Annotated in this window: 26 protein-coding genes and 2 tRNA genes; 12 read left to right on the forward strand and 16 right to left on the reverse strand. The window is 70.3% G+C overall.

All coding sequences use genetic code 11. The features are described from left to right. Positions 1–2: 2 nt before the first annotated feature. The 5 genes from ACOZ32_RS10075 to ACOZ32_RS10095 form a co-directional block, all read right to left on the reverse strand. Entirely contained in the window at positions 3–701 is a 699-nt protein-coding gene (locus ACOZ32_RS10075; RefSeq protein ID WP_010902869.1) for an HAD family hydrolase, read from the reverse strand. A 43-nt stretch (positions 702–744) separates the two neighbouring features. Beyond that, on the reverse strand, positions 745–1,995 hold the full coding sequence (gene gdhA2, locus ACOZ32_RS10080) for a glutamate dehydrogenase GdhA2 (protein ID WP_010902870.1): 1,251 nt from the start codon (positions 1,993–1,995) through the stop codon (positions 745–747). A 104-nt stretch (positions 1,996–2,099) separates the two neighbouring features. Further along, complete coding sequence (locus ACOZ32_RS10085; protein WP_010902871.1) at positions 2,100–3,395, reverse strand: 5'-deoxyadenosine deaminase; 1,296 nt, start codon at positions 3,393–3,395, stop codon at positions 2,100–2,102. Between the two features lie 65 nt (positions 3,396–3,460). Continuing rightward, a complete protein-coding gene (locus tag ACOZ32_RS10090) occupies positions 3,461–3,901 on the reverse strand; it encodes a hypothetical protein (RefSeq protein WP_012289291.1) in 441 nt (146 codons plus the stop codon). 52 nt (positions 3,902–3,953) lie between these two features. Then, the gene (locus tag ACOZ32_RS10095; protein WP_136361425.1) at positions 3,954–4,586 is read right to left on the reverse strand and encodes a helix-turn-helix domain-containing protein; all 633 of its coding nucleotides are present in this window, start codon (positions 4,584–4,586) and stop codon (positions 3,954–3,956) included. An 83-nt stretch (positions 4,587–4,669) separates the two neighbouring features. Between ACOZ32_RS10095 and hutU the strand changes: the two genes are divergently transcribed. The 5 genes from hutU to ACOZ32_RS10120 all read left to right on the forward strand — a co-directional run bounded on the left by hutU (position 4,670) and on the right by ACOZ32_RS10120 (position 11,248). Further along, positions 4,670–6,436 (forward strand): urocanate hydratase, encoded by a 1,767-nt coding sequence (gene hutU / locus ACOZ32_RS10100; RefSeq protein ID WP_424335188.1) that lies wholly within the window; start codon positions 4,670–4,672, stop codon positions 6,434–6,436. Then, positions 6,436–7,356 carry a formimidoylglutamase gene (gene hutG / locus ACOZ32_RS10105; RefSeq protein ID WP_424335189.1) on the forward strand — a complete coding sequence of 307 codons (921 nt, stop codon included), beginning with the start codon at positions 6,436–6,438 and terminating at the stop codon, positions 7,354–7,356. The genes hutU and hutG overlap by 1 nt, the downstream gene beginning before the upstream one ends. Further along, positions 7,353–8,606 carry an imidazolonepropionase gene (gene hutI / locus ACOZ32_RS10110; protein ID WP_424335190.1) on the forward strand — a complete coding sequence of 418 codons (1,254 nt, stop codon included), beginning with the start codon at positions 7,353–7,355 and terminating at the stop codon, positions 8,604–8,606. Before hutG ends, hutI begins: the two co-directional genes overlap by 4 nt. After that, positions 8,603–10,180 (forward strand): histidine ammonia-lyase, encoded by a 1,578-nt coding sequence (gene hutH / locus ACOZ32_RS10115; RefSeq protein ID WP_424335191.1) that lies wholly within the window; start codon positions 8,603–8,605, stop codon positions 10,178–10,180. Before hutI ends, hutH begins: the two co-directional genes overlap by 4 nt. Positions 10,181–10,495: 315 nt before the next feature. Next, positions 10,496–11,248, forward strand: a complete 753-nt coding sequence (locus ACOZ32_RS10120) for a ribonuclease H-like domain-containing protein (protein WP_424335192.1) — start codon at positions 10,496–10,498, stop codon at positions 11,246–11,248. 36 nt (positions 11,249–11,284) lie between these two features. On the opposite strand, the gene ACOZ32_RS10125 is transcribed toward ACOZ32_RS10120, so the two are convergent. The 4 genes from ACOZ32_RS10125 to ACOZ32_RS10140 all read right to left on the reverse strand — a co-directional run bounded on the left by ACOZ32_RS10125 (position 11,285) and on the right by ACOZ32_RS10140 (position 13,756). Continuing rightward, positions 11,285–11,358, reverse strand: a tRNA-Thr gene (locus tag ACOZ32_RS10125). An 11-nt stretch (positions 11,359–11,369) separates the two neighbouring features. Beyond that, on the reverse strand, positions 11,370–11,852 hold the full coding sequence (locus tag ACOZ32_RS10130; protein ID WP_136361430.1) for a GNAT family N-acetyltransferase: 483 nt from the start codon (positions 11,850–11,852) through the stop codon (positions 11,370–11,372). Beyond that, the gene (locus ACOZ32_RS10135) at positions 11,849–13,045 is read right to left on the reverse strand and encodes a phosphoglycerate kinase (RefSeq protein ID WP_010902880.1); all 1,197 of its coding nucleotides are present in this window, start codon (positions 13,043–13,045) and stop codon (positions 11,849–11,851) included. The genes ACOZ32_RS10130 and ACOZ32_RS10135 overlap by 4 nt, the downstream gene beginning before the upstream one ends. A gap of 102 nt (positions 13,046–13,147) precedes the next feature. Continuing rightward, the gene (locus ACOZ32_RS10140) at positions 13,148–13,756 is read right to left on the reverse strand and encodes a CBS domain-containing protein (protein WP_424335193.1); all 609 of its coding nucleotides are present in this window, start codon (positions 13,754–13,756) and stop codon (positions 13,148–13,150) included. 139 nt (positions 13,757–13,895) lie between these two features. Here ACOZ32_RS10140 and udk point away from each other — a divergent pair, with 139 nt between their 5' ends. Continuing rightward, a complete protein-coding gene (gene udk, locus ACOZ32_RS10145) occupies positions 13,896–14,573 on the forward strand; it encodes a uridine kinase (protein WP_012289294.1) in 678 nt (225 codons plus the stop codon). Between the two features lie 57 nt (positions 14,574–14,630). Here the strand turns inward: udk and ACOZ32_RS10150 are convergent, their stop codons facing one another. Further along, positions 14,631–14,954: a DUF5785 family protein gene (locus ACOZ32_RS10150; RefSeq protein WP_010902883.1), complete on the reverse strand. Its 324-nt coding sequence runs from the start codon at positions 14,952–14,954 to the stop codon at positions 14,631–14,633. 298 nt (positions 14,955–15,252) lie between these two features. Beyond that, a tRNA-Ser gene (locus ACOZ32_RS10155) sits at positions 15,253–15,335 on the reverse strand. A gap of 310 nt (positions 15,336–15,645) precedes the next feature. On the opposite strand from ACOZ32_RS10155, the gene orc8 reads away from it, so the two are divergent. Further along, on the forward strand, positions 15,646–16,839 hold the full coding sequence (gene orc8 / locus ACOZ32_RS10160) for a DNA replication protein Orc8 (protein ID WP_010902884.1): 1,194 nt from the start codon (positions 15,646–15,648) through the stop codon (positions 16,837–16,839). 152 nt (positions 16,840–16,991) lie between these two features. On the opposite strand, the gene ACOZ32_RS10165 is transcribed toward orc8, so the two are convergent. Then, positions 16,992–17,753, reverse strand: coding sequence for a DUF2064 domain-containing protein (locus tag ACOZ32_RS10165; RefSeq protein ID WP_010902885.1), 762 nt, complete (start codon positions 17,751–17,753; stop codon positions 16,992–16,994). Positions 17,754–17,841: 88 nt separating this feature from the next. Here ACOZ32_RS10165 and ACOZ32_RS10170 point away from each other — a divergent pair, with 88 nt between their 5' ends. Next, positions 17,842–18,042, forward strand: coding sequence for a hypothetical protein (locus ACOZ32_RS10170; RefSeq protein ID WP_424335194.1), 201 nt, complete (start codon positions 17,842–17,844; stop codon positions 18,040–18,042). Between the two features lie 13 nt (positions 18,043–18,055). Here ACOZ32_RS10170 and ACOZ32_RS10175 read toward each other — a convergent pair whose 3' ends face one another. Beyond that, positions 18,056–18,688, reverse strand: coding sequence for a uracil-DNA glycosylase (locus tag ACOZ32_RS10175; RefSeq protein WP_424335195.1), 633 nt, complete (start codon positions 18,686–18,688; stop codon positions 18,056–18,058). A gap of 175 nt (positions 18,689–18,863) precedes the next feature. On the opposite strand from ACOZ32_RS10175, the gene ACOZ32_RS10180 reads away from it, so the two are divergent. Beyond that, the gene (locus ACOZ32_RS10180; protein WP_338416911.1) at positions 18,864–19,070 is read left to right on the forward strand and encodes a hypothetical protein; all 207 of its coding nucleotides are present in this window, start codon (positions 18,864–18,866) and stop codon (positions 19,068–19,070) included. Between the two features lie 34 nt (positions 19,071–19,104). On the opposite strand, the gene aroC is transcribed toward ACOZ32_RS10180, so the two are convergent. Both aroC and aroA read right to left on the reverse strand, forming a co-directional pair. Continuing rightward, complete coding sequence (gene aroC, locus ACOZ32_RS10185; protein WP_235157819.1) at positions 19,105–20,289, reverse strand: chorismate synthase; 1,185 nt, start codon at positions 20,287–20,289, stop codon at positions 19,105–19,107. A 248-nt stretch (positions 20,290–20,537) separates the two neighbouring features. Continuing rightward, positions 20,538–21,830, reverse strand: a complete 1,293-nt coding sequence (aroA, locus tag ACOZ32_RS10190) for a 3-phosphoshikimate 1-carboxyvinyltransferase (RefSeq protein WP_424335196.1) — start codon at positions 21,828–21,830, stop codon at positions 20,538–20,540. Between the two features lie 121 nt (positions 21,831–21,951). Between aroA and ACOZ32_RS10195 the strand changes: the two genes are divergently transcribed. Next, positions 21,952–23,127 (forward strand): M24 family metallopeptidase, encoded by a 1,176-nt coding sequence (locus ACOZ32_RS10195; protein WP_424335197.1) that lies wholly within the window; start codon positions 21,952–21,954, stop codon positions 23,125–23,127. Positions 23,128–23,142: 15 nt separating this feature from the next. On the opposite strand, the gene ACOZ32_RS10200 is transcribed toward ACOZ32_RS10195, so the two are convergent. Further along, complete coding sequence (locus ACOZ32_RS10200) at positions 23,143–24,513, reverse strand: PAS domain-containing protein (protein ID WP_235263008.1); 1,371 nt, start codon at positions 24,511–24,513, stop codon at positions 23,143–23,145. Between the two features lie 107 nt (positions 24,514–24,620). Here ACOZ32_RS10200 and ACOZ32_RS10205 point away from each other — a divergent pair, with 107 nt between their 5' ends. After that, positions 24,621–25,358 (forward strand): prephenate dehydrogenase/arogenate dehydrogenase family protein, encoded by a 738-nt coding sequence (locus ACOZ32_RS10205; RefSeq protein WP_235157811.1) that lies wholly within the window; start codon positions 24,621–24,623, stop codon positions 25,356–25,358. Then, positions 25,348–26,739 carry a methyltransferase gene (locus tag ACOZ32_RS10210; RefSeq protein WP_235157808.1) on the forward strand — a complete coding sequence of 464 codons (1,392 nt, stop codon included), beginning with the start codon at positions 25,348–25,350 and terminating at the stop codon, positions 26,737–26,739. The genes ACOZ32_RS10205 and ACOZ32_RS10210 overlap by 11 nt, the downstream gene beginning before the upstream one ends. Positions 26,740–26,773 lie beyond the last annotated feature (34 nt).

The following is a 26,773-nucleotide window of genomic DNA, read 5'->3' on the forward strand; positions in this document are numbered from 1 at the left end:
GGTTACAGTACCACGTCCGTTACGTCCCGGAACGATTCAATCCTGTGGTCGGGCGATTCGCGGCCGGTCAGCCCCGTGCGGTCGTTGTTGCACAGCACGCTCGTCAGCCCGACGCCGTTCGCGCCCACGACGTCCGACGCCACCGAGTCGCCGACCATCACTGCGTCCGCGGGTGCGACACCGAGGCGTGCCAGCGGCACGGTGAACATCACGCTCGCGGGTTTCTCGCGACCGACTTCCTGGCTGGTGAGCACGCAGTCGACGCGGTCGGCCAGCCCCGTGGCCGCGAGCTTCCGCAGCTGCACGCGCGTCGTCAGGTTCGTCACCACAGCCACGTCCAGGCCGGCGTCCCGAAGACGATCTAGTGTCTCCCGAACGCCGTCGAAAAGCGACAGCGCGTCGATGTAGGCGTCCCAGTAGGCGTCGGCCAGCGCCAGCGCGTCGGCCGCGTTGGGGGTGCCCGCCTGCAGTTCGATCGCGCGCTTGAAGTAGAGGCCGCGGTCGTGGGCGCTTGCGGTTTCGGAAACCTCGCGTTTGACCGCGGCGCGCGCCCGGGAGTACAGCGATTCGAACGCCGCCCGCGAGACGTCGTAGCCGCGGTCGGTGGCTGTCTCCCAGGCCGCCTGTTGGCCCGCCTCGTTGCACGGCTGGTAGGGGTAGAGGGTGTTGTCGAGGTCGACGAACACCGCCTCGTGGCTCATGCCCCGGGCTGTGAGGGCAGCGGGGTTAACTCCTCGGGTTGGGTTACGGGAACAGCCCGCGGAACTCGTGGGCGTCCGCGCTGCGCTCCAAGGCGATGGTGTAGGCGGCGGTGCGCAGCGTCGGGATGTTGCGGTCCTCGTAGGCCACCAGCATCTCGTCGAAGGCACCCGTGAGCCGCTGTCGGAGGTCGCGGTTGACCTCCTCGACGTCCCAGGAGTACTGCTGGCTGTTCTGCACCCATTCGAGGTACGAGACGATGACGCCGCCGGCGTTCGCGAGGATGTCCGGGACGACGGGGACGCCGCGGTCGCTGAGGACTTGGGCGGCGTCGAAGGTCGTCGGGCCGTTGGCGGCTTCCACGATCACGTCGGCCGCGAGGCGTTCGGCCACGTCGACGGTGATGACGTCCTCGATCGCGGCGGGGATCAGGGCGTCGACGTCCAGCGTGAGGAGGTCGTCGTTGGAGATGGGTTCGGCGTCGTACCCCTCCAGGCGGCCGCCGTTGGCGTCAGCGTACGCCTGCACGTCGGCGATGTCGAGCCCGGTTGGGTCGTGGATCGCGCCGGTCACGTCCGAGACGGCGACGATGTTCGCGCCGCGCTCGGAGAGCAGATCGGCCGTGACGCTGCCGACGTTTCCGAAGCCCTGGATCGCCACGTCGGCGTCCTGGATGTCGGTGTCGAAGTATTCGAAGGTCTCCTCGGTGATGATGGAGACGCCGCGGCCGGTGGCCTCCACGCGGCCGTCGGTGCCGCCGATCTCCGGGGGTTTGCCGGTGACGACTTCCGGAACCGCGTACCCCTGGTAGACGGAGTAGGTGTCCATGACCCACGCCATCGTGCGGGGGTCGGTGTTCATGTCGGGCGCGGGGATGTCCGTCTCCGGGCCGATCATCCGGCGGATGCCCTCGGTGTAGCGGCGGGTGAGCTGCTCGATCTCGTTGTCCGAGAGCTCCTTGGGGTTGCAGACGATGCCCCCCTTCGCGCCGCCGAACGGCAGGTCGACGAGCGCGGTCTTCCAGGTCATCCAGCCGGCCAGCGCGGACACCTCTTCCTCGGAGACGGTCGGGTGGTAGCGGATGCCGCCCTTGTAGGGGCCGCGTGCGCTGTCGAACTGGCAGCGGTAGGCGTCGAACACTTCCACGCTGCCGTCGTCCATGCGCACCGGGAGACTGACGGACAGCGTTCGCTCGGGGGACTTCAGTCGCTCGTAGATGCCGTCGTCGATGTCAACGTACTCGCGCGCCTGCTCCATCTGCGCGAGCATATTCTCCAGCGGACCACTCTCGGTCATGTCCCCGCAAAATCTGTCGTGGTTGAAGTACGTCTCGGCTTGGAACGGGTGTGCCACGGGCAGCCATACCGCAACGCTGCGTGTCGGCCCGGGCGGCCGGCGGGTCAGAGTTCGGCGGCGAACTCGCGGGCGCGCTCCCGGATCGCGGGGGCGTCCATCCGGACGTGGGCGCCGTCCCGGTAGAGCACGTCGCCAGCAACCATCGTGAGCGTCACGTCGTCGCCGTGGGCGGCGTACACCAGATGGGAGTACGGGTCGTGGATCGGCGTCGAGCGCGCGGCGTCGGTGCTGAGGCCCACGAGGTCCGCCGTCCATCCCTCCGCGATCCGCCCCACGTTCTCGAAGCCTGCGGCCTTCGCGCCGTTGTGCGTCGCCATCTCGAAGACGCTGCGGGCGGGCAGCGCGGTCGGATCGAGGGCGTCGACTTTCCCCAGGAGGCTGGCCTGGCGCATCTCCGCGAACCCGTCGAGGGTGTTGTTGCACGGCGGGCCGTCGGTACCGAGCGCGACGTTGATCCCGCGCTCGCGGTAGTCCGCGACGGGCGCGACGCCCGAGGCCAGTTTCATGTTCGAGGACGGACAGTGCGTGACGTGCGTGCCCGTCTCCGCGAGCAGCGCGCGCTCGCTGTCGTCGGTCCACACGCAGTGTGCAAGCACCACGTCCTCGCCGGTCAACCCGACGTCGTCCAGCCAGTGGATGTTGCGCTTGCCGGTCTCGGTTTCGACGGTCTCGATCTCGCCCTGGTTTTCGCTTGCGTGCGTGTGGATGCGAACGCCGTACTCGTCCGCGAGCGCGCGGCAGCCACGCAGACATGCTTCCGTACACGAGACCGCAAACCGCGGGGTGATCGCGTACTGGATGCGCCCGTCACAAGCGCCGTCCCACTCGCGGATGAGCGCCTCCGTCTCGGCGAGCGCCGCGTCGGTGTCCTCCTGGAGGCCGTCCGGGGAGTCCTTGTCCATGAGCACCTTCCCGAGGCGCGCGCGCACGCCGCTGTCGGCGGCCGCCCCGAACGCCTCGCCGGCGTGATCGACCGAGAGGTGATCGACGACGCCGGTGGTGCCGGATTCGACGAACTCCAGGTACGCCAGGTCGGCCGCCGCCCGCATTTCGGCGGCGTCCAGCCCCGCCTCCATCGGGAGCACGTGGTCGAACAGCCAGTCCAGCAGCTCCTGGTCGTCAGCGATCCCGCGGCCGAGGCTCTGCACCGAATGTACGTGGGCACCCACCAGCCCGGGCGCGAGCACGTCCACGTCGATCCGCTCGTGGTCGGGGTGGGCGTCCGCCAGCGCGGCGCGGTCGCCGACCGCCGTGATCCGGTCGTCAACAACCACCACGGCTCCGTCCTGGAGCACGCGGTCCGCGTCCTGCACTACGGTGTCGGCGGTCAGTAGCGTCATTCCCTCACAGCGTACGCCGCCGCGCACGCTAAGGCGTTGTGATTCGGGTGGTGGTCGCGGCCGCGTCAGTCCCGGCGTGCCGCCCGCGTCGTCGCCACCATCCAGCCACCCAGGTACCCCCCGGCGGTGAACGCCGCGGCGACGAGCAGCGCCGCGCCCGCGGCGACCGCCCGGGGTGCGGTGCGCACCAGCCGGCCAGGGATCGGCGCGGTCGCGAGCACGTAGTGGAGTTGGTGGAACACGCCCACGGTGTCGCCGTACAGCACCGTCCACCAGAACGCCACGCCGACACCGACACCGGCGCTGGCGCCCGCCGCAGTCGCGGTCCGCAGGGGGTGGTGTGTACCGAGCGCGGCCGCGACGTAGCCGCCGATGAGGCCGGTGGTGCTCACGCGGAACGCCACCACCACCGCGCCCGGGTGGTGGGGGCTGAGCTGGCCGAACGTTCCGAGAATGGCGGCCTGCGCGAGCACGCCGCCGAGAACCACGCCAGCGAATCGACGCACACACCGGGCTGGGTGTGCGGGCCGCAGAAGTGTTGTGGTATCGGGCCCGCCGTTAGTCGCGGACGGCGGCCCGCGCGAGCTTCCCCTCGGCGCGCCGCAGGTGTTCTTCGAGCGTGGACCGCGCGATGTCGAACCGGTCGGCGAGGGCGGCGGTGGTGGTTTCGCGGGGTCGCTCGTAGTAGCCGGCGTCGACGGCAGCACGGAGCACGGCGGCCTGGCGGGCTGTCAGATCGGCCGCCTGGGTGCCTGGGGCCGCGCTAGCGGGCGCGCTCACCTCGCGTTTGTCCGCAACCGTGATCTCGTAGTCCGCGCGCAGGGCGTGGTACACGTCGGTGAGCGCCGCCGGCGAAAGCGCGAGCACCTGGAGGTGTTTCTGGCCGTCATCGTAGGTCAGCGGTGGCACGAGCAGGCAGCCGTGGGCGGCGAGCGTGTCCTCAACGCCATCGGCGGTCGCCGCGCGCAGGCACGCCTCGGTCACAGCAACCGTGGTGTCGCCTTCGGTGACGCGATCGCGGATGCCGACGCGGGCGTCGACGGCGGCGAGCACGCGCGCCACACCGCCGCCGCTGATCTCCAGGAGGTCGCAGTGGTCGTTGCACCACAACTGCATGCGCGCGTCGGTGTTTGCGGTGGCGGCGGCGTACGCGCTCCCGGACCCGGCGAGCCGGAGCGTCGCTTGCTGCATACGCCCAGCCCACAGCGACCACGCATAAACGACCCGTCTAGTGGCGGGTGTAGCGTCATGATCACGCGCGCCGAGTGTACTGTATGGACACACCAAGCGCGGCGGCGGAGACGAGCGAGCCGTCCGCCGAGTGGCAGGCCTATCGGGGCGCACCGACCGGCACCGACATCGAGTGCGAGGGCTGGCGACAGGAAGCCGCGTTGCGCATGCTGAACAACAACCTCGACCCCGAGGTGGCAGAGGACCCCGAGAACCTCGTTGTCTACGGCGGCACCGGACAGGCCGCCCGGTCGTGGGACGCCTACGACGCCATCCTCGACGAACTCCGAACGCTTGCGGACGCCGAGACGCTGCTCGTGCAGTCCGGGAAACCGGTGGGGGTCTTCGAAACCCACGAGCGCGCGCCCAGCGTGCTCATCGCGAACTCGAACCTGGTCGGCAACTGGGCCGACTGGGAGCAGTTCCACGAACTGGAGGCCGAGGGCAAGATCATGTACGGCCAGATGACCGCGGGCTCGTGGGCGTACATCGGCACGCAGGGGATCATCCAGGGCACCTTCGAGACGCTTGCGGAGCTGGCCCGCGACCACTACCCCGACAACGACGGCCTCCGCGGGAAGATCGTCGCGACCGCCGGCCTCGGAGGGATGGGTGGCGCGCAGCCGCTGGCGGTCACGATGAACCACGGCGTCTGCATCGCCGCCGAGGTCGACGAGGCCCGCATCGACCGCCGCATCGAGACCGGCTACTGCATGGAGAGAACCGACGACCTCGGCGAGGCCATCGAGCGCGCGACAGCAGCCGCGGAGGCGGGCGACCCCTACAGCGTCGGCGTTCACGGCAACGCAGCGGACGTGCTGGAGGGGATGCTCGACCGCGACTTCGTGCCGGACGTGGTCACCGACCAGACGAGCGCGCACGACGAACTGGCGGGCTACTACCCGAGCGGGTACACCGTCGCGGACGCCGACGAGCTGCGGGAGGAGGACCCCGACGCGTACCGCGAGGCGTCGATGGACACGATGGCGCGCCACGTCGCCGCCGTCCTCGCGATGCAGGACGCGGGCGCGGTCGCCTTCGAGTACGGGAACAACATCCGTGGGCAGGTCGCCGCCCACCGCGGTGACGTGACGACAACCGCGGGGGAGTCCCACGACCCGTTCGACTTCCCGGGGTTCGTGCCGGCGTACATCCGGCCGTTGTTCTGCCGCGGGAAGGGGCCGTTCCGGTGGGTGGCGCTGTCCGGGAACCCCGCTGACATCCACCGCACTGACCGGGCCGTCACGGAGCTGTTCCCGGAGAAAGACGACCTGCACCGGTGGATCGACCTCGCGCAGGAACACGTCCAGTTCCAGGGGCTGCCCAGTCGGGTGTGCTGGCTTGGCTACTGCGCCGCGGACGACGACCTCACCGAGCGCGCCCGGTTCGCGGTTCGGATCAACGAGCTCGTCGATAGCGGCGAGATCGAGGCCCCGATCGTCGTCACCCGCGACCACCTCGACGCCGGCAGCGTCGCCAGCCCCAACCGCGAAACCGAGGCCATGCGGGACGGCACGGACGCCGTCGCCGACTGGCCGATCCTGAACGCACTCCTCAACACGGCGGCGGGCGCCGACATCGTCAGCGTCCACAACGGCGGCGGTGTGGGGATCGGAAACTCACTGCACACCAACAACCACGTGGTGCTCGACGGCTCGGACGCCGCCGCCGAGACGGCGCGGCGGGTGTTCACCACCGACCCCGGGATGGGCGTGATCCGGCACGCCGACGCCGGCTACGCGGACGCGCTCGTGGAGGCTGCAGCGTCCGGGGTTACGGTTCCGATGCGGGACGCGGAGCGTGAGCAGTGATGTTCCAGAACGCGACCGACTGGACGCCCACGAGCACCGATCCCCGGGACGAGCAGTTCGGGGGCGTCGTCGAGCCGGTACCGACACCCAGTGACGCCGACGACTACGACGCCGTCCTCGTCGGCGAGCCGTACGACGGCGCAGTGATCGGCCGTCGGGGGGCGCGCGACGGGCCGTCCGCGATCCGGGAGTCGCTGGCGGGCGTGAAAACCCACCATTTCGACGCGGGGGCCGTCTCCGGGGTGGCGGACCTCGGTGACGTCGTGCTCCCCGACGGCGACGTGGCCGACACACAGGCGGCGGTCCGCGAAGCCGCCGCCGAGGTCCACGAAACGGCGGCGCTGCCGGTGTTCGTCGGCGGCGACAACTCCCTGTCGTACGCGAACGTCGCGCCCCTCGTCGCGGCGGACAACGGCGCGGTCGGTGTCGTGAGCGTCGACGCGCACCTCGACTGCCGGGCGGTCGGTGACCGTGGCCCGACCAGCGGGACGCCGTACCGACAGCTGTTCGACGCCGGACTGGACGCGCTTGCTGTCGTCGGCGCGCGCCACTTCGAGACCACCACCGCGTACGCCGAGTTCCTTCGCGAGCAGGGCGGCCGCATCGTCACGAGCGACGCCGTCGCCGCTGACCGCGACGGCAGCCTGGACGTCGCGCGCGAGGCCCTCGACGGCGTGGATCACGTCTACGTGAGCGTGGACATCGACGTGCTCGACGCCGCCTACCCGGGTGCGAGCGCGCCGACACCGGGCGGCATCCAGCCCCGGGAGCTGTTCGCGCTGGTGGAGGCGTTGGCCGCCAGCGACGACCGCATCCGCGGGTTCGAACTCGTCGAAACGGCACCCACCCTCGACACCGGCGGGCGGACCGTCGACGCCGCCGCACGGACGATCGCGCATTTCCTCGCGGGGGCGCAATGAGCAGCCTCGACGCGGTCGTGCACGGCGCGCGCGAGTTGGTCGTCGGCCCCGCTGCGGGTGGGGACACGCTCGAAACGCACGCCGACGGCGCGGTTGCGGTCGTCGACGGCGCGGTCGCCGCGGTCGGGGACACCGCGGACGTGCTCGCGGCGTACCCCGCCGAGAACGCCACCACGGCGATCGACGCCACCGGGAAGACCGTGCTCCCTGGGTTCGTTGACCCGCACACGCACGCCCTGTTCGCGGGCGACCGCAGCGACGAGTTCGCCGCGAAGCTCCGCGGCAAGCCCTACCAGGAGATCCTCGCCGAGGGCGGTGGCATCCTTCGGACGGTTGACGCCGTGCGCGCGGCCAGCGACGCCGCCCTGGTGGCGAACCTCACCGCGCAACTCGACGTGATGCTCGCCCACGGCACCACCACGGCCGAGGTGAAGACCGGCTACGGGCTGGACACGGAGACGGAGTGTCGCATGCTCGACGCCATCGCGGCCGCCGCCGCCGAGCACCCCGTCGACGTGGTGACCACGTTCCTCGGCGCGCACGCCGTGCCCGACGACACCGACGCCGACGCCTACGTCGACGCGGTGATCGCCGACCAGCTCCCGGCGGCCGCCAACGGCCCTGCGAGGTTCTGCGACGTGTTCTGCGAGGCGGACGTGTTCACCGTCGAGCAGTCCCGCCGGATCCTCGATGCCGGCCGCGAGCACGGACTCGCGCCGAAGCTTCACGCCGAGGAGTTCACCCGACTGGGGGGCGCGCAGCTCGCCGCCGACCTCGGGGCGACCAGCGCCGACCACCTCCTGCACGCCACGCCCGAGGACGCCGCCGCCCTCGCCGACGCCGGCGTGACGCCCGTGTTGCTCCCCGCGACGGCGTTCGTGCTGGACGAAGCGTACGCCGACCCACAGCAGTTCCTGGCGGCAGCCGACAACCGCACGGGCGCGCCGGTCGCGCTCGGCACCGACCTGAACCCGAACTGTTACACCCACAGCATGGGGTTCGTCGTGTCCCTGGCGTGCAACGGGATGCGGATGGCGCCCGCGGACGCGGTGCTGGCCGCGACCGCGTGGGCCGCGAGCGCGCTCGACCGCGGCCAGGACGGCACCGGCACGCTCCGGGAAGGCACCGACGGGGACGTGCTCGTCGTGGACGCCCCGAGCCACGTACACCTGCCGTACAACCCCGGTGTGAACAACGTCGAAGCCGTGCTGGCGGACGGCACGGTCGCCGTCGGGGGTGGTGGGGCGTGACCACCGAGGGCGTCGTCATCGACGGCGAATCGCTGACCCCGGCAGGCGTCGACGCGGTTGCACGACACGACGCGCCCGTCAGCATCGCCGCCGGCGCGCGAGAGGCGGTGCGCGAGTCGCGAGCGCGCATCGTGGACGTGCTCGGCGGCGACGAAGCGGTCTACGGCGTGAACACCGGCTTCGGGTCCATGAGCGACACCCGCATCGACGCCGCCGACCGGGAAGCCCTGCAGGCGAACCTCGTGCGCAGCCACGCCGCCGGTGCCGGCAGCGAGCTCGACACGGCGGCGGTGCGCGCGCTCCTGGTGACGCGGCTGAACGCGCTCGCGAAGGGGTATTCGGGCATCCGCGAGCGCGTCCTGGACGTGCTCGTGGGGCTGCTGAACGAGGGCGTCCATCCCGTGGTGCCGTCACGGGGCAGTCTCGGTGCGAGCGGCGACCTCGCGCCGCTGGCACACATGAGCCGCGTGCTCATCGGCGAGGGGCAGGCCGACGTGGCGGGCGAACGCATGCCCGCCGCCGAGGCGCTCGCGGCGGCCGACCTGGAGCCGGTGACGCTGCAGGCCAAAGAGGGGCTCGCGCTGATCAACGGCACGCAACTGACCACCGGGGTGGCTGCGCTGGCGCTCGTGGACGCCGAGCGCGTGCTCCGCAGTGCGGACACCGCGGGCGCGCTCACGACGGAGGTGACGATGTCCACGACGGCGAGCTGTGCCCCCGCGATCCACGAGGTCCGCCCCCACGACGGGCAGGCGGTGAGCGCGCGACACATCAGGAACCTGACCGCCGGCAGCGAGGTTCTCGACCACCACCGGGACTGCGACCGCGTGCAGGACGCCTACTCGATTCGGTGCCTGCCACAGGTCCACGGGGCCGTTCGGGACGCGCTGGACCACCTCCGAGCGGCCGTGGCGACGGAGCTCAACAGCGCGACCGACAACCCGCTGGTGTTCGCCGGCGACCGCGTGGGGCCGCGGGCCAGTGGCACCGACCGGGCGGCGGTCGTCTCCGGGGGGAACTTCCACGGCGAGGTGTTGGCGCTGCGCCTCGGATACGCCGCCAGCGCGCTCGCCGAGCTCGCCGCGATCAGCGAGCGCCGCACCGACCGCCTGCTCAACCCCGAAACCCAGGAGCCACACCTGGAGCCGTTCCTCGCCCCGGACAGCGGGCTGCACTCGGGGCTGATGATCCCGCAGTACACGGCCGCGTCGCTTGTCAACGACCTGCGGTCGCTCGGCCAGCCAACACTCGACAACGCGTCGGTGTCGGGCGCACAGGAGGACCACGTGAGCATGAGCGCGGGGGCGGCGTACAACCTCCGGGAGGCCGTCGAGAAGGCCGCCACCGTGGTTGGCGTGGAGCTGCTGTGTGGCGCGCAAGGCCGGGAGTTCCTCGATCCGGATCTCGCGCTCGGCGCGGGCACAGCCGCGGCGTACGACCTCGTGCGCGAGGTGTCCGAGCCGGTCGCCGGCGACCGGGCGCTGGCTGATGACATGGCTGCTGTCGGCGATCTCGTCCGTGCAGGGCTGGTCGAGGACGCAGTTGCGCGTGCGCTCGACGCGCCCCTCGCGTAAGCCCGCGCCGTCGGCGATGGGCACGCAGTACACATCGCTAACACGGCACCACAAACCACACCTTACTGTGAAGGGGGAAGATTGACTATGTCCGCCGCACAACAGACATACGTTCACCGGTCAGCTTGCAGGTCCGGTGGACGTGCCTCTGACATCGGGTGGCCGCTGCCCACGGCCACTTTTGACCGACTTCACTGCCACGCGGCGGCGACTCGACGACCCACCAGCGAGTGCGCCCCCGATACCGAACGCTCGGCACCACGTACCCGCCCGGAGACCGCGCTGCCTATGTGCCAGCCACCCCAGGCCGTGGATATGCGCGTGGAGAACTCGTTTCTGCCGGCCGCCGGCGTCGGCGAGCGGACCGAACGCCGCCTCTGGCAACACGGCGTCACACACTGGACTGACTTCGACGGCGACGGCCCCGGCATCGGGGACGCCACCGCCGAGAACATCTACTCGTTCATCGACGCCGCCGAGCGCGCCCTCGACGCCGGCAACACGTCGTTTTTCGCCGACGCGCTGCCGTCGGGCGAGCTCTGGCGGCTCTACGAGAACGTCGCCGACGACGTCGCCTTCTTCGACATCGAAACCACCGGGCTCGACCAGCACAGCAGCGTCGTCACCACGGTCAGCGTCCACCGCGGCGGCGACACCACCACGCTCGTCCGCGGCGACGACCTCACGGCCGAGCGCCTACAGGCCTTGCTCGACGCGCCCATGGTGGCGTCGTTCAACGGCAAACGCTTCGACGCCCCGTTCCTCGAGCACCACTTCGATCTCTCACTGGACAGCCCCCACCTGGACCTGATGTATCCGTGCCGACGCCTGGATCTCACCGGCGGGCTGAAGCAGGTCGAACGCGACCTCGGGGTCGACCGTGCGGAGGTCGACGACGTTGACGGTCGGGAGGCGGTCCGGCTGTGGCGTCGCTACGCCGAAGACAACGATGAAGCCGCGCTCGACCGCCTGGTGACGTACAACCAGTACGACACGCAGAACCTCCAGACGATCCTCGATGCGGTGGCCGAACGCCTCCACCGGGACGTGTTCGAACCGCACGTCTGACCCGACACGACGGCGCACGCAAGCAACAGCGTATCAAGCCAAGGGTGGGATTTGAACCCACGAACTCTCGATTACAAATCGAGTGCTTGGACCACCCAAGCTCCCTTGGCGCACCCGGATGTTACGGGTCATCCTTTGAGTGGGTATCGTTTTCGACTGACTGCTCGAAGGTCACCCGGTGGGGGGCGTAGCCGCGGCGTTCGTACAGCCGGCGGGCGGCCGCGTTGTCCGCGAGCGCTTCGATCGCCAGCGCGTCCGCGCCCCGCGACCGGAGTTCGCGCTCGGCGTGCGTGAGCAGCGCCGACCCGCGGCCGTCGCCCCGGAACCCGGGCGCAACGTAGAGGTTGTCGATGACGCCACGGGTGCGGTCGGTCTCGTAGAACCCGGTTTCGGTGTGAAACATCACGAACCCGACCGTGCGTCCGGCCTGGGTCGTGACAGCGACACCGTCGGCGTGGACGTACTGCCCGATCAGGTCGCGGGCTTGGGCGTGGTTTTCGGCGGCCAGCAGGTGCGAGCCGTGGGCGCGTTGCTCGGCGGCCAGTTGGACCCATAGCTCCGCGACGGTGTCGATGTCCGTGCCGCTGGCGGGCCGCACCGTCATCGCAGCGCCGCCACCGCGGGCAGGTCGGCGTCGGTCAGGAGGTTGATCGCGGCACCGCCGCCCGTGCTCACGTGGTCGAAGCCGGTGATGTCGAAGCGCCGGATCGCGGCCGCGGTGTCGCCGCCACCCACGATGCTGTGCTCGACTTCCGACGCCGCGTCGAAGACGCCACGCGTCCCGTCGGCGAACAGGTCGTCCTCGAAGACGCCGGCCGGCCCGTTTACCACGACGGTTTCGGAGTCCGCCAGCACGTCGGCGTACGCGTCGACGGTGTCGCTGCCGATGTCACAGACGGCTTCGTCGCCGGCCGGCGGCAGGGCGTCGGTGGAGAGTTCACACCGCGCGCCGTCGCGCTCGACGGCCACGTCGACGGGCAGGTGGAGGGCGTCGTTGTGCGCCGCGAGCAGGTCGGCCGCGCGCGCGATCTCCGTCCCGTAGTCGCGCTCGTGGATGAAGTCGGTCGACGCCCGGCCGAGATCGACACCGGTGGCCGCCAGGAAGACGTTCGCCACCACGCCGGTCACGAGTACGTTGTCGGCGAGCCCGTGGGAGAGGGCGTGTGCCGCGACTTCCACGGAGTCCGGCACTTTTGCGCCGCCGACGACGTACGTGCGTGGCGTTGGCGTGTCGGCGACGCCGCTGAGTGCGTCCAGTTCGGCCTCCATCACGCGCCCCGCGTAGGACGGGAGGACTTCCGGGAACCCGACCAGGGAGGGTTGTGAGCGGTGGGCGGCGGCGAACGCGTCGTTCACGTACGCGTCCAGCGCCGGCGCGAGGCCATCGACGAGCGCGGTGTCGGCCGCGCGCTCGGGGGCGAACGCCATGTACTCCTCGCTGTAGAAGCGGGTGTTCTCAAGCACGACCGCCTCGCCGGGTGCGAGGTCGGCGACGGCGTCGCGTGCCCCCGTGGAGAACGTCGCGTCGCAGTAGGAGACGGGCGCATCGAGAAGCGCGTCGAGGCGGTCGGCATGGCGTTCGAGGCGCGCGAACTCGTCGCCGCCCGGTCGGCCCTGGTGGGCGAGCACGGCGACGCGCGCGTCCGCAGCCAGCAGTTCGGCGAGCGTGTCGACGTGCGCGCGCAGGCGGGCGTCGTCGGCCAGCCCGCCGGCGGCCGTCAGCGGGCTGTTGATGTCGACGCGCACCCCGATCGCGCGGTTGGCCGCCGCCAGGTCGTCGAGGGTCCGTATCGCCATGTATCGGAGCCACTGCGTGTGCCTGTAAATGCGTTTCCGTACGGACAGCCGCCCCGAACGGCAGTACTCGGGACCGAGTAAAGGTGCGTGCAGGCGGCTCGTTCACAACGACCGACATTCCGTACACAGCAGCCGGCCGTTGACGCGTCCGAGCGCCGCCGCGAGCCCGCCACAGCGCTCACAGACGCCCTGCTCGGAGTACGTGTTCGCCCCCGCCGTTGTGGGGTCGCCGTCACGTGATTCGGGAGGATCGCCCGGTGCGCCGCCGGACGCACCGACCGGTGTCCGACCGGGGCCGCCGAGTGGCGGCCTGGAACCGCGGCGCTGGTCGTTGGTCGCCGCCAGCGCCGCGATCGCTTGGGCCGACGCGACACCGATCGCCTCCGCGTCGGCGTCCACGACGAGCACGCACCCGTCCCCGGTGCGCGCCATGGCGTCGATGGCGTCCGCAACCGTCGCGTCCACCGACAGCGACACCGGCGTGTCCGCCATCACGTCGGCGACGGTCACCGAATCCAGCCCGTGGCCGTCGGCGACGGCGTCAACGACTGCGTCGGCGGTGAACACGCCCGCCAGGTCGCCCGCGCGTTGCACCACCGCAGCCGTGGCGTCGTGCTCGCGAAGCGTGGTGGCGGCGTCGGGCACCGCCGCGGACGCGCTGACAGTCGCGCGCGATGCTGACAGTGCCTCTTCGAGGCGCACATCGTTCATGTGTCGGTATAGCAGACCACGGTAGTAAAAGCCACGCACGGGCGGCGGTGGTGGACCCAGGGCCGCCGGCATGACAGCGGTGGGCGTACAGCCCGCAAAACGCTGCATTCAACACGCCTCGCCGCCGTTCGCTGTGTCAATGACCATCCCGTCGTTCGCGATCGGCATCGCCGGAGGCACGGGTGCCGGTAAAACCACGGTCGCCCGCGAGATCACCGACAACGTGGGCGAGTCGGCGACGCTGATTCCGCTGGACAACTACTACGAGGACCTCTCGGACCGCCCCTTCGAGGAGCGCGCGAACGCCAACTACGACCACCCGTCGGCGTTCGAGTGGGAGCTGCTTCGCACACACATCGACGCCTTGCTGTCCGGGCAGTCGATCGAGATGCCCCAGTACGACTTCGAGAGACACGTCCGGAAGGCCGACCGGGTTGTTGTCGAACCCACGGACGTGATCGTGCTGGAGGGGATTCTGGCGCTCTCCGACGAGACGGTCAACGACATGCTTGATCTCCACATCTACGTGGAAACGGACGCCGACGTTCGCATCCTGCGCCGCATCGAGCGCGACGTCGTCGAGCGCGGCCGCGAACTGGAAGGCGTGATGGACCAGTATCTCTCGACGGTGAAGCCGATGCACGAGCAGTTCATCGAACCGACGAAACGACACGCCGACATCATCATCCCGGAGGGCGCAAACTCGGTCGCGGTGAACCTGCTCGAAGAGAAAGTGCAGGCCGAAACCTCCGAGATGACGGCGTGGGCCGCCCGCGACGACACCGCCTTCGAAGACGCCACCTACAATCCACAGTAGCACCCCAGCGGCTGTGGCGGGGCCGGCCGGCCCGTGTGGCCCAGCGCGCGGCGACCGTTAGGCGTCGGGGTGGTAATCGAGGAAGTCGGCGTCCTGGAGCGCAGCACCCACGGTCTTGTGGAATCCGACTTTCGTCTCGAACTCGTCGGCGTCGATATGCTCGAAGATGTCCGCCACCGACACGACCGTCTGGTGGTTGAGCCGAACCGGGTATTCACCGTACTCCGCGACGAACTCGGCGGCGTCCAGTGGGAAGTCTTCGCCCTCCACGGTCATCTTCGAGAGCACCGCCAGCCCGTACTTGCGGCCGCCCTCGCTGCCGTGCTCGCCGTCCGGGTCGTGGACCCAGTCCCGCCCCGAGGGGTCTTCCATCTCTGCCATACTCCCTTGGTCCGCCGCTGGCCTCAAAACGGTTTCTCAATCCGGCCGCTGGTCGCGGTCCCCCACCCCAAGTCTCAAGTGTTAGTCGGCGGAACCCCAGGCCGGATTGAACAGGGCCGCTCGGTCGACAGTCGGTTCCCAGTAGCGGTCGGGGCGCGACTGTGCGGCCGGCTCGCCAGCTGTGGGCGGCACGCGACCTGACTCGGCCGGGGTCAAGCGAGTGGCTCGGGCTGCGACGGGCGAGGAGCACGTCGTGTTGGCGGTGGTGCCGTAACTGCCCACGAAAGACGTCGAGAAGCGGTGAGGCTGGGATTCGAACCCAGGAGGCGTGACGCCACCGGTTTTCAAGACCGGCGCAATAGGCCGCTCTGCCACCTCACCGCACACGACGCGATTGAACGGGGGGAGGGTTGAAACTGTCGTTGTCCGGCGAGCCCGGGGTCGGCTCTCCCACCCACCCCGTATTTCGAGTGTTTTGCGGTGCGGACACCCCACCCACCCCCTCCCCCACCCCGATCTGCAAATGTTCGACTGTGTGCTCCGGGGGCCACCCCCCAACGGTGGCAGGGATCGGTGACACCGTGTCATCGGTTTGCACTGCCGTGGTCCGGATCCCGACGAAACACCCGAAACAGCCGAAACACGAGAACCAAAGTGTTATGAAACGGTGGGTAGAAACTCTCGGCAAGCGATGAAGACGCCGTTCCGGGACCGCGTCGAGCTGTTCGCCAACAAGGATGTCCTCAAGGACCACTACGAGCCCGAGGAGATCCGCGAACGCGACGAGGAGATCGACCAGTACGCCAACGCCCTCCAGGATGTCGTCGACGGCTGGGAGCCTGATAACGTCTTCGTCTACGGGAAAACCGGCGTCGGGAAAACCGCGGTCACGCGGTACATGATGGACGCCCTGGAGTACGAGGCCGACGACCGGGACGGCGTCGACAGCGTCACCAGCGTCGAAGTGAACTGCCACCACCATCCGTCGTCGTATCAGGCAGCCATCGCGCTCGTGAACGAGTTGCGTGGGGATACCGACAGTGACCCACTCACGACCGGGCTGTCCACCTCCGACGTGCTGAACGCGCTGTTCGACGAGATCGAAGCCCGCGAGGGCACCGTGTTGATCGTGCTCGACGAGATCGACAACCTCGACGACGACGACATGTTGCTGTACCAGCTCCCGCGCGCGAAGACCAACGGCAACATCGAGGACTCACAGGTCGCCGTCGTCGGCATCTCCAACGATTACACGTTCCGCAACGACCTCTCGCCGAAAGTCCAGGACACGCTCTGTGAGCGGGAGATCAAGTTCCCACCCTACGACGCCAACGAGTTGGTCACGATCCTCGACGACCGCGCCGAGCGTGCGCTCAGCAGCGGCGTGCTCACGGGCGGCGTGATCCCGCAGTGTGCGGCGCTTGCGGCCCGGGACCGGGGGAGTGCGCGCCAGGCCATCGACCTGCTCCGCGAGTCGGTGAACGTGGCCATCGAGGACGAACGCGAGACGGTCACCGAGGACGACGTCGAGACGGCAGTTCGGCGCGTGGAGCGGGGGCGCATCAAGGACTCGATCAAGGACCTGACGACCCACGGGCAGTACGTTCTGTTGGCGGTGACACAGACCGCGATCGCGGACGACACCCCAGTGCGTGCCAAGGAGCTGTACGAGGTGTACGCCGACATCGCCGCGGAGTACGCCTCCGACCCGCTCAGTCAGCGCAGCGTTCACGATCACCTCAACGACCTGTCGATGTTGGGGTTCCTGCGCCAGCACGACCGCAACTACGGCCGTGGTGGCGGCCAGTTCTTCGAGTACGAGTTGGACGTCGACGCCACGATGGTCCAAGAGGCCATCGCGGACGCCGACGACGCGACCGTGTAGACCCCGGACTGTGCTCTGGAGAAACACTCGAAATCCGGGGTGGGGGTGTTCGCCCGCACCATGTTATTTGCTGTCATCCTGCAGTGGTCCCCACACCCCACCCCACCCCACCGAATCAGCACGCCCAACATTCGAAATCCGGGGTGGGGGGGCTACGTTCGGCGCAGCGCCGGCAGCCCGGACTCGTCAGCCGCCACCCGAAGCCCGAGTGATTCGATGATCGCGGTGGTGTGGGCGGGCACCAGCCGCCCCGACGCGTGGCGCGCCCGGATCGCGGCCACCAGTGTCTGCAGCGCTCTCGCGGACCCGATGCGTCGCCGCCCCGGGAGGAAGTCAACGTCGTAGCCGGCGTCGACGGCGCGCGCGTTCACGTTCTCGACGGCCGGCGCTTCCAGGGCGCGCTTGAAGTCGACGGGCTCGGTGAATCCCGCGAAGTACACGTCACCGCCGTCCGCCGGCCCGAGCACGACCTCGCTGCGGCGGAGCTTCATCGCCGCGCTGTCGATGTCCTTCCGGAGCAGCGTCGGCGCGTCCGGCTCGATCACGGCAACCGACTGCGCGCCGCCGTTCTCCAGGAGGTGTGTCACCGTGTTGCCGACCCGCGCCGACCGCGACGATCCGACTTGCACTTCCACGCGCGCGGCTTCATGCTGGTCGTCGTCCAGGGCGTCGTCGACGAGCGCGCGCACCTCCGATTCGGCGTCGCCGTCGGGCACCGCGTCGGGCAGCTGGTCGTCGGGGCGGTAGTTCACGAGCAACTCGCTGTTGCTCTCCGCGACCGCGTGCAGGATGTCGGCCACCATCGCCTCGTAGAGGCGGGTGGCCTCACTGGGCGAGAGTGGCGTTTCGTCGGGCAGCGTGGGCAACACCAGGCCATCGCGTGGCGGGTCAACCAGTACGGCGGCGACAGGCATAGTATGGCGTGGGTGCTGGCGTGGCTTGAACGACGCGGTCCGGGGTCGACCGGGGCGGCTAAGACGCGGGGCGACACAGCACGCAGTAATGGTGACCGCTGTGGGTGTGTTCGCGCGGGGAACAGTGCTTGTGATCAGCGCCGTGGTCGGCGGCGCACTGGTGGCCGCGGCGACGACCGTCTCGACATCGATCGCGGCGCTGGTGGCGCTGGTGGTCGCCGCCGCCACCGTCACCGGCGTGGTCGGCGTGGGTGTGATGGGGACCACCACGACAACCCCGTACTGGTAGCCGGACGGGTGGCCTACCGCGACCGCCGGCCTTTCGTCTGGCGGTAGTCGGTGTCCTTGAACGACAGGAAGAAGTTGATCCACGCGTCGGTCTGTGCGTCCGACTGCTCGCGGGGATGGATCATCGGGACCAGTTCGAACCCGCGCCCGCGGACCGTGTCGCCGTGCAACTCGGTGACAGCCAGGCTGTCCGCCGGGGTGGTGGTGTACTCCTTGCCGAGCTCGGTGAGCGCGCGCTGGCCGACGGGCACCAGCACCTCGGGGTTGATCATCCGGATGTCGGCGTTGAGGTACGGCTCGCATCGCGTGCGTTCGTCGGCGGTGGCTTCCCGGTCGGGGTGGCGACACCGCGACAGCAGGGTCACGTACGCGTTCGCGAGCTCCGGCTCAGTGCTCGACGGGAGCGAGTGGTTCAGGCCGACGCTGCCGAGGATGTGTTGGAAGCGCTCGCCGGCGTCGTCGCCGACAAGCGGCACGCCCGCGGCCTCGCTTGCGGCGCTCGGTGACTCCGCGACGAACACGAAGTCAGCGCCCACGTCGCCGTAGCCGTGCACGACGCGCTCGCGCTGGTCACAGAGGCCGGCGCAGTTCCGGCAGTCTTCGTCCATCCCGTAGGGATTCCGGCGGGTCTCCTGTGCGGCGTCCATTCGTCCGGCAGTCGGTGCGCCGCCCGGAAAGCAACTTCGCTGGCGAACGCCCCGCGAGTACAGTGGCGCTCGGCCGGTGAGCACACGGCCGGTGTGAACTCTGCCACAGTCGGCCAGCACACGACTCGTGTGTCACGCCGGTATTCCTTTGGATGACTGGGGTGAACACCCGTCTATGGAGAATCCGCGTGCGATCGGTCTTCCCGCATTGGTCCTCGGCGTGCTGACCGTGGGGTCATCCGCCAGCGAGCTTCTCGGGGCGTCGGCCGCGTGGACAAGCCCCGTCGGGGTTGGCAACATCGCCGGTCTGATCGGCGGGCTCGCGTTGACGCTGATCGGGGTCGCTGTGCTTCAACAGTGGGGCGAGTTCGCGATCGATTGAGCGAACACGCGCCAGCAGCGACTGGTGGGCGCGCTCACTCGTTGCGCGGACTGCTCGGGTGGTAGTCGGTGTCGTACTGGCCGGGGTGGCCGTCCAGCCGGTCGGGGTTGATGCGGCCGCCCAGCAGCATGAAATCCAGGATCGTGCAGTACAGCATCGATTCGACGACCGGCACCGCACGCGGCGGCAGCGAGGGGTCGTGGCGGCCGGTCACGGTGACCGCCTTCTCCTCGCCGGTCTCCCAGTCGACGGTTGCCTGGGTTTTCGGGATCGACGTCGGCGCGTGCCAGGACGCCTCGCCGTAGATCGGTTCGCCGGTCGTGATGCCGCCCTGGAGGCCGCCGTGGTCGTTGCCCGCGGGGATCGGGTCGCCCTCGTCGGCGACGACGTGGTCCTCGTCGCCGTCGGCGACCGTCCAGTCCTCGTTGCGCTGCTTGCCCGCCACCGAGCGGGCGTCCCGCCCGAGGCCGAACTCCACGCTGGTCGTCGCGGGGATCGCGAACAGCGCCTGCCCGAGGCGCGCGGGCACGCTGTCGAAGCGCGGCGCGCCCAGCCCTCGCGGGACACCCCTCGCCTCGAAGTAGATCGACCCGCCGATGGAGTCGCCGCGCTCCTGGTAGTCGTCGATCAGCGCCCGCATCCGTTCAGCGGTCTCGGGGTCCGCACACCGCACCTCGTTGTCCTCGCTGTGTTCGCGGATGTCCTCGAAGGACACGTCCGGCGCTTCGATCTCCCCGATCTGGTTGACGTGGGCTTTCACCCGCACGTCGTGGTCAGACTGCGCCAGCACGGCTTTCGCCACTGCGCCCGCCGCCACCCAGTTGACGGTCTCGCGGGCGGACGACCGGCCGCCGCCGCCCCAGTTTCGCGTCCCGAACTTCGCGGAGTACGTGTAGTCGCCGTGGGACGGGCGGGGTGCGGTCACGAACGGTTCGTACTTGCCGGACTCGGCGTCCTTGTTCTCGATGGTCATCCCGATGGGCGTGCCAGTGGTGTAGCCGTCCTGGAGCCCGGACTGGATCGAGACCTCATCGGGCTCCCCACGGGAGGTCGTGATCATCGACTGCCCGGGCTTCCGGCGGTCGAGTTCGTCCTGGATCATCCGTTCGTCGAGTGCCACGCCAGCCGGACACCCCGACACCACGACGCCCATCCCCGGACCGTGGCTCTCGCCGTAGGTCGTCACCTCGAACAGCCGCCCGAACCGGTTGCCGTTCATTGGCTGAACATACGCGCCGAGGGGCTTATGACTTGCAGTCACCGCCCCTCTAGCCCGCCCACCGCACCCGCCACGACTAAGTAACGCGCTGGCCTGTACTGTGACGGATCACGATGGACCTCCGAACTGGGCTCTCCTACGGGGACGCCAACGACGCCCGGACGGACACGGACATCGAGATGTCGGCCGACGAGGGCGTCGCCGAGCGCGTCGACGAACAGCACACCGACGTTCGCGGGACCGGTGTGTCAGCCGTCCGCGTCCGCGCCGAGCCCCGCCAGCACCTCGAAGAAGTCGGGGAAGGAAACGTCGACGTGCTCGCTGCCCGCGATGGTGGTCTCGCCGTCGGCGACGAGCCCGGCGACGGCGAGCGCCATCACGAGCCGGTGGTCGCCGCGGCCGTCGACGCTCGCCCCCGAGAGTTCGGTGTCGCCGCCGTGAACGACGAGTTCGTCCGGTCGCTCCTCGACGCTCGCGCCCAGCTTCGACAGGGATTCGGCCATCGCCGCCACGCGGTCGGTCTCCTTGTACCGGACGTGCTCGGCGTCCGTGATGCGCGTCGTGCCGTCCGCGGCGGCACCCAACACCGCAATCGTCGGCAGGAGGTCCGGCGTGTCCGCGACGCCGACCTCGACGCCGGACAGCTCGGACCGCTGTACCGTTATCACGCCCGACTCAGTGTCCCAATCGATGTCGGCACCCATGCGTTCGAGCACGTCGACGATGGCGGCGTCGCCTTGCGCGCTCGGGTGCATCCCCTCCACCACGACCGCCGCTCCGTCCGCAGCGGCGAGCGCGCCCGCGGCCAGGAGGTACGACGCCGACGAGAAATCCCCGGGGACGGCGTACTCGCCGCCCGACGGGGCGTAGGCCTGCCCGCCCGGCACGCGGTAGCCGGCGGCCGTCTCGCTCGCGCTGACGCCGAACGCGTCCAGCACGTCCAGCGTGATGTCGACGTACGGCGCGGACTTCAGTTCGGTCGTCAGGTCGGTTTCGATGCCGGTCTCGGTCACGGCCCCCGCCATCAGCAGCGCGGTGACGAACTGCGAGGAGACGTCACCGGGCAGCGCCACGCTGCCGCCGGAAACCGGGCCGTCAACGACGAGCGGTGCCTGCCCGTTCCCGCGCGTCGAGCGGGCCGTCCCGCCGAGCCCCGAGAGCGCGTCCAGCAGCGGCCCCTGTGGGCGAGCGCGCAGCGAGGCGTCCCCGGTCAGGACGGTTGTGCCGTCGGCGAGCGCGGCCGCCGCCGTCACGAGTCGCATCGTCGTCCCCGAGTTCGCGCAGTCGATGACGGCGTCCGGGACTGCGGGCCGGCTCCCGAACCCGGTCACGACCCAGTCGCCGTTCTCGCGTGCCGCCGCCCCGCCCAGCAGCCCAACGGCCCGCGCCGTCGCGCGGGTGTCCGCGCTCACCAGCGGGTCGCGGACGACCGTCTCCCCGTCCGCGTACCCCGCCGCGAGCAGCGCGCGGTGTGTGTAACTCTTCGATGGCGGCGCGCGCGCCCGCCCCCGTACCCGGGACGGCGAGACTGTCGCGTGCATACCGGCGAGGAGGGCGGCCCACGGCATGAGGATTCCGGCGCCGGCACCGCCGTCGCGGCAGAGGGCGGGCGGCGGTTCCGGAGGCGGTAGCGTTTAGGCGTCGCCCCGAACAGTTCCGGGCATGGACCCCGACTTCTCGCAACTCGACGAGTTCCTTGAGGACAGCGGCGTCGACGGCTACGCCTTCCACGACGACGACAGCAACTCCGACCTCTACTACCTCGCGGGCTTCGACGCACCGGACCCCTTCTTCGCCGTGTACACGCCCGCGCAGACCGGCGTGCTCGTCTCCCCGTTGGAGTACGGTCGCGCGAGCAAGGCGGCCCGCGCGGATGTCGTCGCCCGCCACTCGGACTACGACCTCCAGACGAAACGGGAGGAGTACGGCCCGCGGGCGGCCAAAGAGCGCGTACTCGCCGAGTTCGTCGCGGACCTCGGTTGTGAGTCGCTGGCGGTCGGCGAGCGCTTCCCGGTGGGCACCGCGGACGCGCTCCGCAACCACGAGATCACCGTGGAACCGGACGAGGACAACGTCGTCGAGGACATCCGCGCGACGAAAACCGAGGCGGAAATCGAGCACGTCCGCGAGGCACAGCGCGCGAACGAGGCGGCGATGGCGCGCGCCGAGGAACTCATCCGGGGCGCCGACCGCGAGGACGGCGTCCTCGTGCGTGACGACGGTCAGCCCCTGACCAGCGAGTACGTCCGCCAGGAGATCGAGATCGAGCTGCTGCGCCACGGCTGTGCGCTCGACGACACCATCGTGGCTGGCGGCGCGCAGGCCGCCGACGCCCACGAGCGCGGCAGCGGCCCGCTGCCCGCCGACGACCCTGTCGTCGTCGACATCTTCCCGCGGAGCAAGGACTCGAAGTACCACAGCGACATGACGCGGACGTTCGCCAACGGCGACCCGAGCGACGCCCACCGGGAGCGCTACGCGGTCACCCGGGCGGCCTTCGAGGCTGCGCTGGACGCCATCGAACCGGGCGTCACCGGCGAGGCGGTCAATCAGGCGGTCATCGACGTCTTCGACGACCACGGCTACCCGAACGTCTTCGCTGACCCCGACACCGAGTCCGGGTTCATCCACTCCACGGGCCACGGCGTCGGTCTCGACGTCCACGAGATGCCCGCCGTCTCTCAGGGCGGCGACGAACTCCACGCGGGCAACGTCATCACCATCGAGCCCGGCCTCTACGAGCCCGGCGAGGGCGGCGTCCGCATCGAGGACATCGTCGTCGTCACCGAGGACGGCTACGAGAACCTCACCGACTACGAGATCGCGCTGACCGACTGACACGGCCCCCGGTGGTCACTGCGTTGCCGGCGTGATGACGATATCGCCGTCGTCGACGCTGACGGTGCCGCCGGTCTGCCTGACGATCCAGTAGACCACCCAGAGCCCGACCCCGGAGCTGTGCTTCAGGGGCGTTTCGGCTTGCCCGGACAGCACGCGCTGCTCCGCCTCCGGGATCCCAGGGCCGTTGTCGTGGACGCGAACGGCCAGGGGGTTGCCGGTCACCGACACCTCGACGCGCGGGGCGTCGGTCGGTGCGTGCTCGGCGGCGTTCGACAGCAGCTCACGGATCCCGAGTCGCAGCCGTTCGTCGACCGCCGCGTCCGCCTCGACGGTCACGACGACGGCGGTCTCGGCGTGGGCGTCCCGAACCGCCGTCGCCTCCGTGCGCACGATGTCGGCCACCGACTCCGTGCCGGCGTCGCCGCGTGCGAGCGCATCGGCGAGCGCGCGCGACTTCTCGCTGGTCTCCAGCAACCCCGTCGCTGCGTCCTGGATCGCGGCGAGATCCGGTTCGTGCGTCGCCTGCCCCGCGGTGTCGTCCTCGTCGCCCAGCCTGGACTCGATGCGGTCGGCGCGCCCCAACACCACGTTCAGGGCGTTTCGCGTGTCGTGGCGGAGCACGCGCCGGAGCACGCGCAGTCGCTGGCTGTGGTCGCGGCGGTCGGTCACGTCGCGACACACCCACACGTAGCCGTCAGCGACCGCGGTCATCGTGAGCTCCTGTGGGTACGTCGTGCCGTCCGCACCGCAGGCCGTCACGATCCCCTGCCACTGCTGTTGGTCGCCGTCGTCGAGGGCCACGAGTGCGTCCGCGATCGGCCCGTGGCTCTCGGACGGGTACAGCGACTGCCAGGACTGTCCGCGGACGCGCTCCGCGTCCGTGCCGCCGGTGAACGACGCGTTGGCGTACTGGACGGTTTGCTCGGCGTCGTCGATCATTGCGATGCCGTCCATCGCGGAGTCAAGCGCCGCCATCAGTCGCGCCCGAGAGCGCCCCCGCCACCGGTCTCGCTCCGCGTACGTTCCCGCGACCGCGCCGCCGAGCGCGCCGAAACTCGCGTGCTGGATCACCACGTGCTGGACCGTGATCGTGCCGTACGCGCCGGCCAACACCGCCCACAGGTCTAGCGCGAGCACGAGGCCAGCGCCGCCGACCGCCCACACGGCCACCGCGTCGCCACGCGGCACCGACGACGCGAGCAGCCAGAACCACAGCCCGTACCCGAACACCCCAAGTGTCGGGATGATCATTGCGGCGACGCGTACCGGGTGCTCGTAGTCGTCGTGTAACAGGAAGTGCGCCACGCTGGCTGCGGCGAGCACCGCGCCGAGCGCGGCGACCGCCCACTGTCGTTGGCGTGGCGGTGCGTCGATCCGCGGCATGTCGCCCAACACACCGAAACCGAACACCCCAACGGTGAAAAAAATCCCGCACCCGGCCGGATCGGGTGCGAACGCCTTTTAGCAGCCGGGACGCTACACTCGCGTCAATGGAGGTACTCGTTGTCGGGGCCGGCGCGGTCGGACGCTGGGTGGCTGAGGTGGTCGCCGCGCCAGTGGCGTTCGCCGATACCGACCCACAGCGCGCCGTGGCCGCCGCCGACGCCACCGAGAACGCGCGCGCCGTCGCCGTGGACACGGCGGCGTCGTTCGCGGTCGTCGCGGTGGCGGTCCCGATGCGCGCTGCGGGCGCCGCGATCGACGCTCACGCCGCCGCCGCCGAGCGCGCCATCGTGGATTTCACGGGTGTGATGGGCGAGCCGCTGGCGGCGATGGCCGCGGCGGGGCCGCCCGGCGTCGAGCGCGCGAGCTTCCACCCGCTGTTCGCGCCGGCGCACGCGCCGGGCCGCATCGCGGTGACCGACGGCGACGGCGGGCCGGCGGTCGACCGGCTTCGAGGCTGGCTCGCCGACGCCGGCAACGAGTTGGTTGAGGTTCCGGCCGCCGTCCACGACGACGCCATGGAAACCATCCAGGGGCGGACTCACGCCGCGATCCTGGCGTTCGCGCTGGCGGCCGACGACGTGCCGGACGCGCTCGCAACCCCGGTCTACGAGGAGCTATCGCGGCTCGCCGACCGGGTCACCGGTGGCACGCCGGGCGTGTACGCCGACATTCAATCGACGTTCGGGGGGAGCCAGGAGGTCGCCGCTGCCGCCGACCGCATCGCGGCTGCGGCGGCCGGCGACGGTGACGCGTTCGCGGAGGTGTACGAGGATGCCAGTTGATCGCGGGGCGGTGCGGGACGCCGCGAAATACCTCCGTGGCGTTCGCCCCCTCGACCCGGCGGCGCTGCGCGAGTACGTCCCCGGGCAGCCCCACGAAGCCGTCGTGCGCCAGGTGCTCCGGGAGCAGGCCGCCGACCTGGGGATCATCGAGCGCGCCGACGGAACGTTCGTGGTGCCACCCGAGGAGCCAGTGGGGCCGCCGTTCAACGGCGTGACTGCGCTCCCGGAACGCTACGAGCGCGTGGTCGAGGCGGAGCTCACCGCGGCGTACGGCCCGGACTGGCACCGCGGGGACACCGGGGACAGCCTCCGAGAGACGATCCGCCGGTTCAAAGACGACTACTACCGCCGGAACCCCGTCGAGTACGACCGCGAGGTCGCGTTGGGGTACGCGGTCTACCATCTGGCGGGCTACTACGCGGCCGTCCAGTACGTGCTCGCGGGGCTTGCCCGTGATGGGCTGCTCGGCCACGACCTTCGTGTGCTGGACCTCGGCGCGGGGGTCGGCGGGCCGGCGGTGGGGCTGTTCGACTTCCTGCCCGACGAGGCGCTGGTGGAGTACCACGCCGTCGAGCCGAGCGCCGCCGCCGACGTGCTCGACGCACTGCTGGCCGAAACCCCGCACAACGTCCACACGACGATCCACCGGGAGACCGCGGAGTCCTTCCAGCCGGCCGGCGAGTACGACCTCGTGTTGGCGTGCTCGGTGCTCTCGGAGCTCGACGACGCGGCGTCGGTCCTCCGGAAATACGCCGACGCGATGGCCGCCGACGGGACGGCTCTCGCGCTCGCGCCCGCGGACAAACACACGAGCACGCACCTCCGAGCGGTGGAGCGCGCCGTCGAGGACGACCCGTTTACCGTGTACGGGCCGACGCCGCGGCTCTGGCCGGATCGCCGGCCGACCGACAGCGGGTGGTCGTTCGACGAGCGGCCCGCGGTCGAGGTGCCCGCCGTGCAGTCGCGGCTCGCGGACGCCAGCCAGGACCCCGGGGAGTTCCGCCACACCGACGTGCGGTTCTCGTACTCGCTGTTGCGCCGCGACGACCGCCGCCGGCACGCCGTCGAGCTGTCCGGCGACCGCCTGCTCGCGCTGGGTGACGCCGACGACCGGGTGACCGACCGCGCCGACCTGCTCGTGGCCAAGCTCTCTCGGAACCTCGCCGGCGCGGACGCCAACCCCGTCTTCAGGGTGAGCGACGGCAGCCAGACGACGGACTGCTATGCCGTGCTGGTTCGACCGACGAGCCTGAACGGCGGCATCGAGGCCGCCGACTACGGCGACCTGGTGTCCATCGAGGACGCCCTCGTGCTCTGGAACGACGACGAGGACGCGTACAACCTGGTCGTCGACGAGGAGACGGTTGTCGACGCCGTCTGACGCCGGGCAGCGGTGGTGACTGCGACAGACCTTT

It is taken from the genome of Halobacterium sp. MBLA0001 (genome assembly GCF_049705385.1).
Taxonomy (GTDB): domain Archaea; phylum Halobacteriota; class Halobacteria; order Halobacteriales; family Halobacteriaceae; genus Halobacterium; species Halobacterium salinarum.

Excerpts from the sequence above, each read along its gene's own strand:
- ACOZ32_RS10085 (WP_010902871.1), bottom strand. The coding sequence starts at position 3,395 with ATGACGCTACTGACCGCCGACACCGTAGTGCAGGACGCGGACCGCGTG.
- orc8 (WP_010902884.1), top strand. The coding sequence starts at position 15,646 with ATGAAGACGCCGTTCCGGGACCGCGTCGAGCTGTTCGCCAACAAGGAT.
- aroC (WP_235157819.1), bottom strand. The coding sequence starts at position 20,289 with ATGAACGGCAACCGGTTCGGGCGGCTGTTCGAGGTGACGACCTACGGC.
- ACOZ32_RS10175 (WP_424335195.1), bottom strand. The coding sequence starts at position 18,688 with ATGGACGCCGCACAGGAGACCCGCCGGAATCCCTACGGGATGGACGAA.
- ACOZ32_RS10200 (WP_235263008.1), bottom strand. The coding sequence starts at position 24,513 with ATGCCGCGGATCGACGCACCGCCACGCCAACGACAGTGGGCGGTCGCC.
- ACOZ32_RS10170 (WP_424335194.1), top strand. The coding sequence starts at position 17,842 with ATGGTGACCGCTGTGGGTGTGTTCGCGCGGGGAACAGTGCTTGTGATC.
- ACOZ32_RS10195 (WP_424335197.1), top strand. The coding sequence starts at position 21,952 with ATGGACCCCGACTTCTCGCAACTCGACGAGTTCCTTGAGGACAGCGGC.
- ACOZ32_RS10165 (WP_010902885.1), bottom strand. The coding sequence starts at position 17,753 with ATGCCTGTCGCCGCCGTACTGGTTGACCCGCCACGCGATGGCCTGGTG.
- ACOZ32_RS10210 (WP_235157808.1), top strand. The coding sequence starts at position 25,348 with ATGCCAGTTGATCGCGGGGCGGTGCGGGACGCCGCGAAATACCTCCGT.
- gdhA2 (WP_010902870.1), bottom strand. The coding sequence starts at position 1,995 with ATGACCGAGAGTGGTCCGCTGGAGAATATGCTCGCGCAGATGGAGCAG.
- ACOZ32_RS10135 (WP_010902880.1), bottom strand. The coding sequence starts at position 13,045 with ATGGCGATACGGACCCTCGACGACCTGGCGGCGGCCAACCGCGCGATC.
- ACOZ32_RS10180 (WP_338416911.1), top strand. The coding sequence starts at position 18,864 with ATGGAGAATCCGCGTGCGATCGGTCTTCCCGCATTGGTCCTCGGCGTG.
- udk (WP_012289294.1), top strand. The coding sequence starts at position 13,896 with ATGACCATCCCGTCGTTCGCGATCGGCATCGCCGGAGGCACGGGTGCC.
- ACOZ32_RS10075 (WP_010902869.1), bottom strand. The coding sequence starts at position 701 with ATGAGCCACGAGGCGGTGTTCGTCGACCTCGACAACACCCTCTACCCC.
- ACOZ32_RS10095 (WP_136361425.1), bottom strand. The coding sequence starts at position 4,586 with ATGCAGCAAGCGACGCTCCGGCTCGCCGGGTCCGGGAGCGCGTACGCC.
- hutI (WP_424335190.1), top strand. The coding sequence starts at position 7,353 with ATGAGCAGCCTCGACGCGGTCGTGCACGGCGCGCGCGAGTTGGTCGTC.
- ACOZ32_RS10130 (WP_136361430.1), bottom strand. The coding sequence starts at position 11,852 with ATGACGGTGCGGCCCGCCAGCGGCACGGACATCGACACCGTCGCGGAG.
- ACOZ32_RS10120 (WP_424335192.1), top strand. The coding sequence starts at position 10,496 with ATGCGCGTGGAGAACTCGTTTCTGCCGGCCGCCGGCGTCGGCGAGCGG.
- aroA (WP_424335196.1), bottom strand. The coding sequence starts at position 21,830 with ATGCACGCGACAGTCTCGCCGTCCCGGGTACGGGGGCGGGCGCGCGCG.
- ACOZ32_RS10140 (WP_424335193.1), bottom strand. The coding sequence starts at position 13,756 with ATGAACGATGTGCGCCTCGAAGAGGCACTGTCAGCATCGCGCGCGACT.
- ACOZ32_RS10205 (WP_235157811.1), top strand. The coding sequence starts at position 24,621 with ATGGAGGTACTCGTTGTCGGGGCCGGCGCGGTCGGACGCTGGGTGGCT.
- hutG (WP_424335189.1), top strand. The coding sequence starts at position 6,436 with ATGTTCCAGAACGCGACCGACTGGACGCCCACGAGCACCGATCCCCGG.
- ACOZ32_RS10150 (WP_010902883.1), bottom strand. The coding sequence starts at position 14,954 with ATGGCAGAGATGGAAGACCCCTCGGGGCGGGACTGGGTCCACGACCCG.
- hutU (WP_424335188.1), top strand. The coding sequence starts at position 4,670 with ATGGACACACCAAGCGCGGCGGCGGAGACGAGCGAGCCGTCCGCCGAG.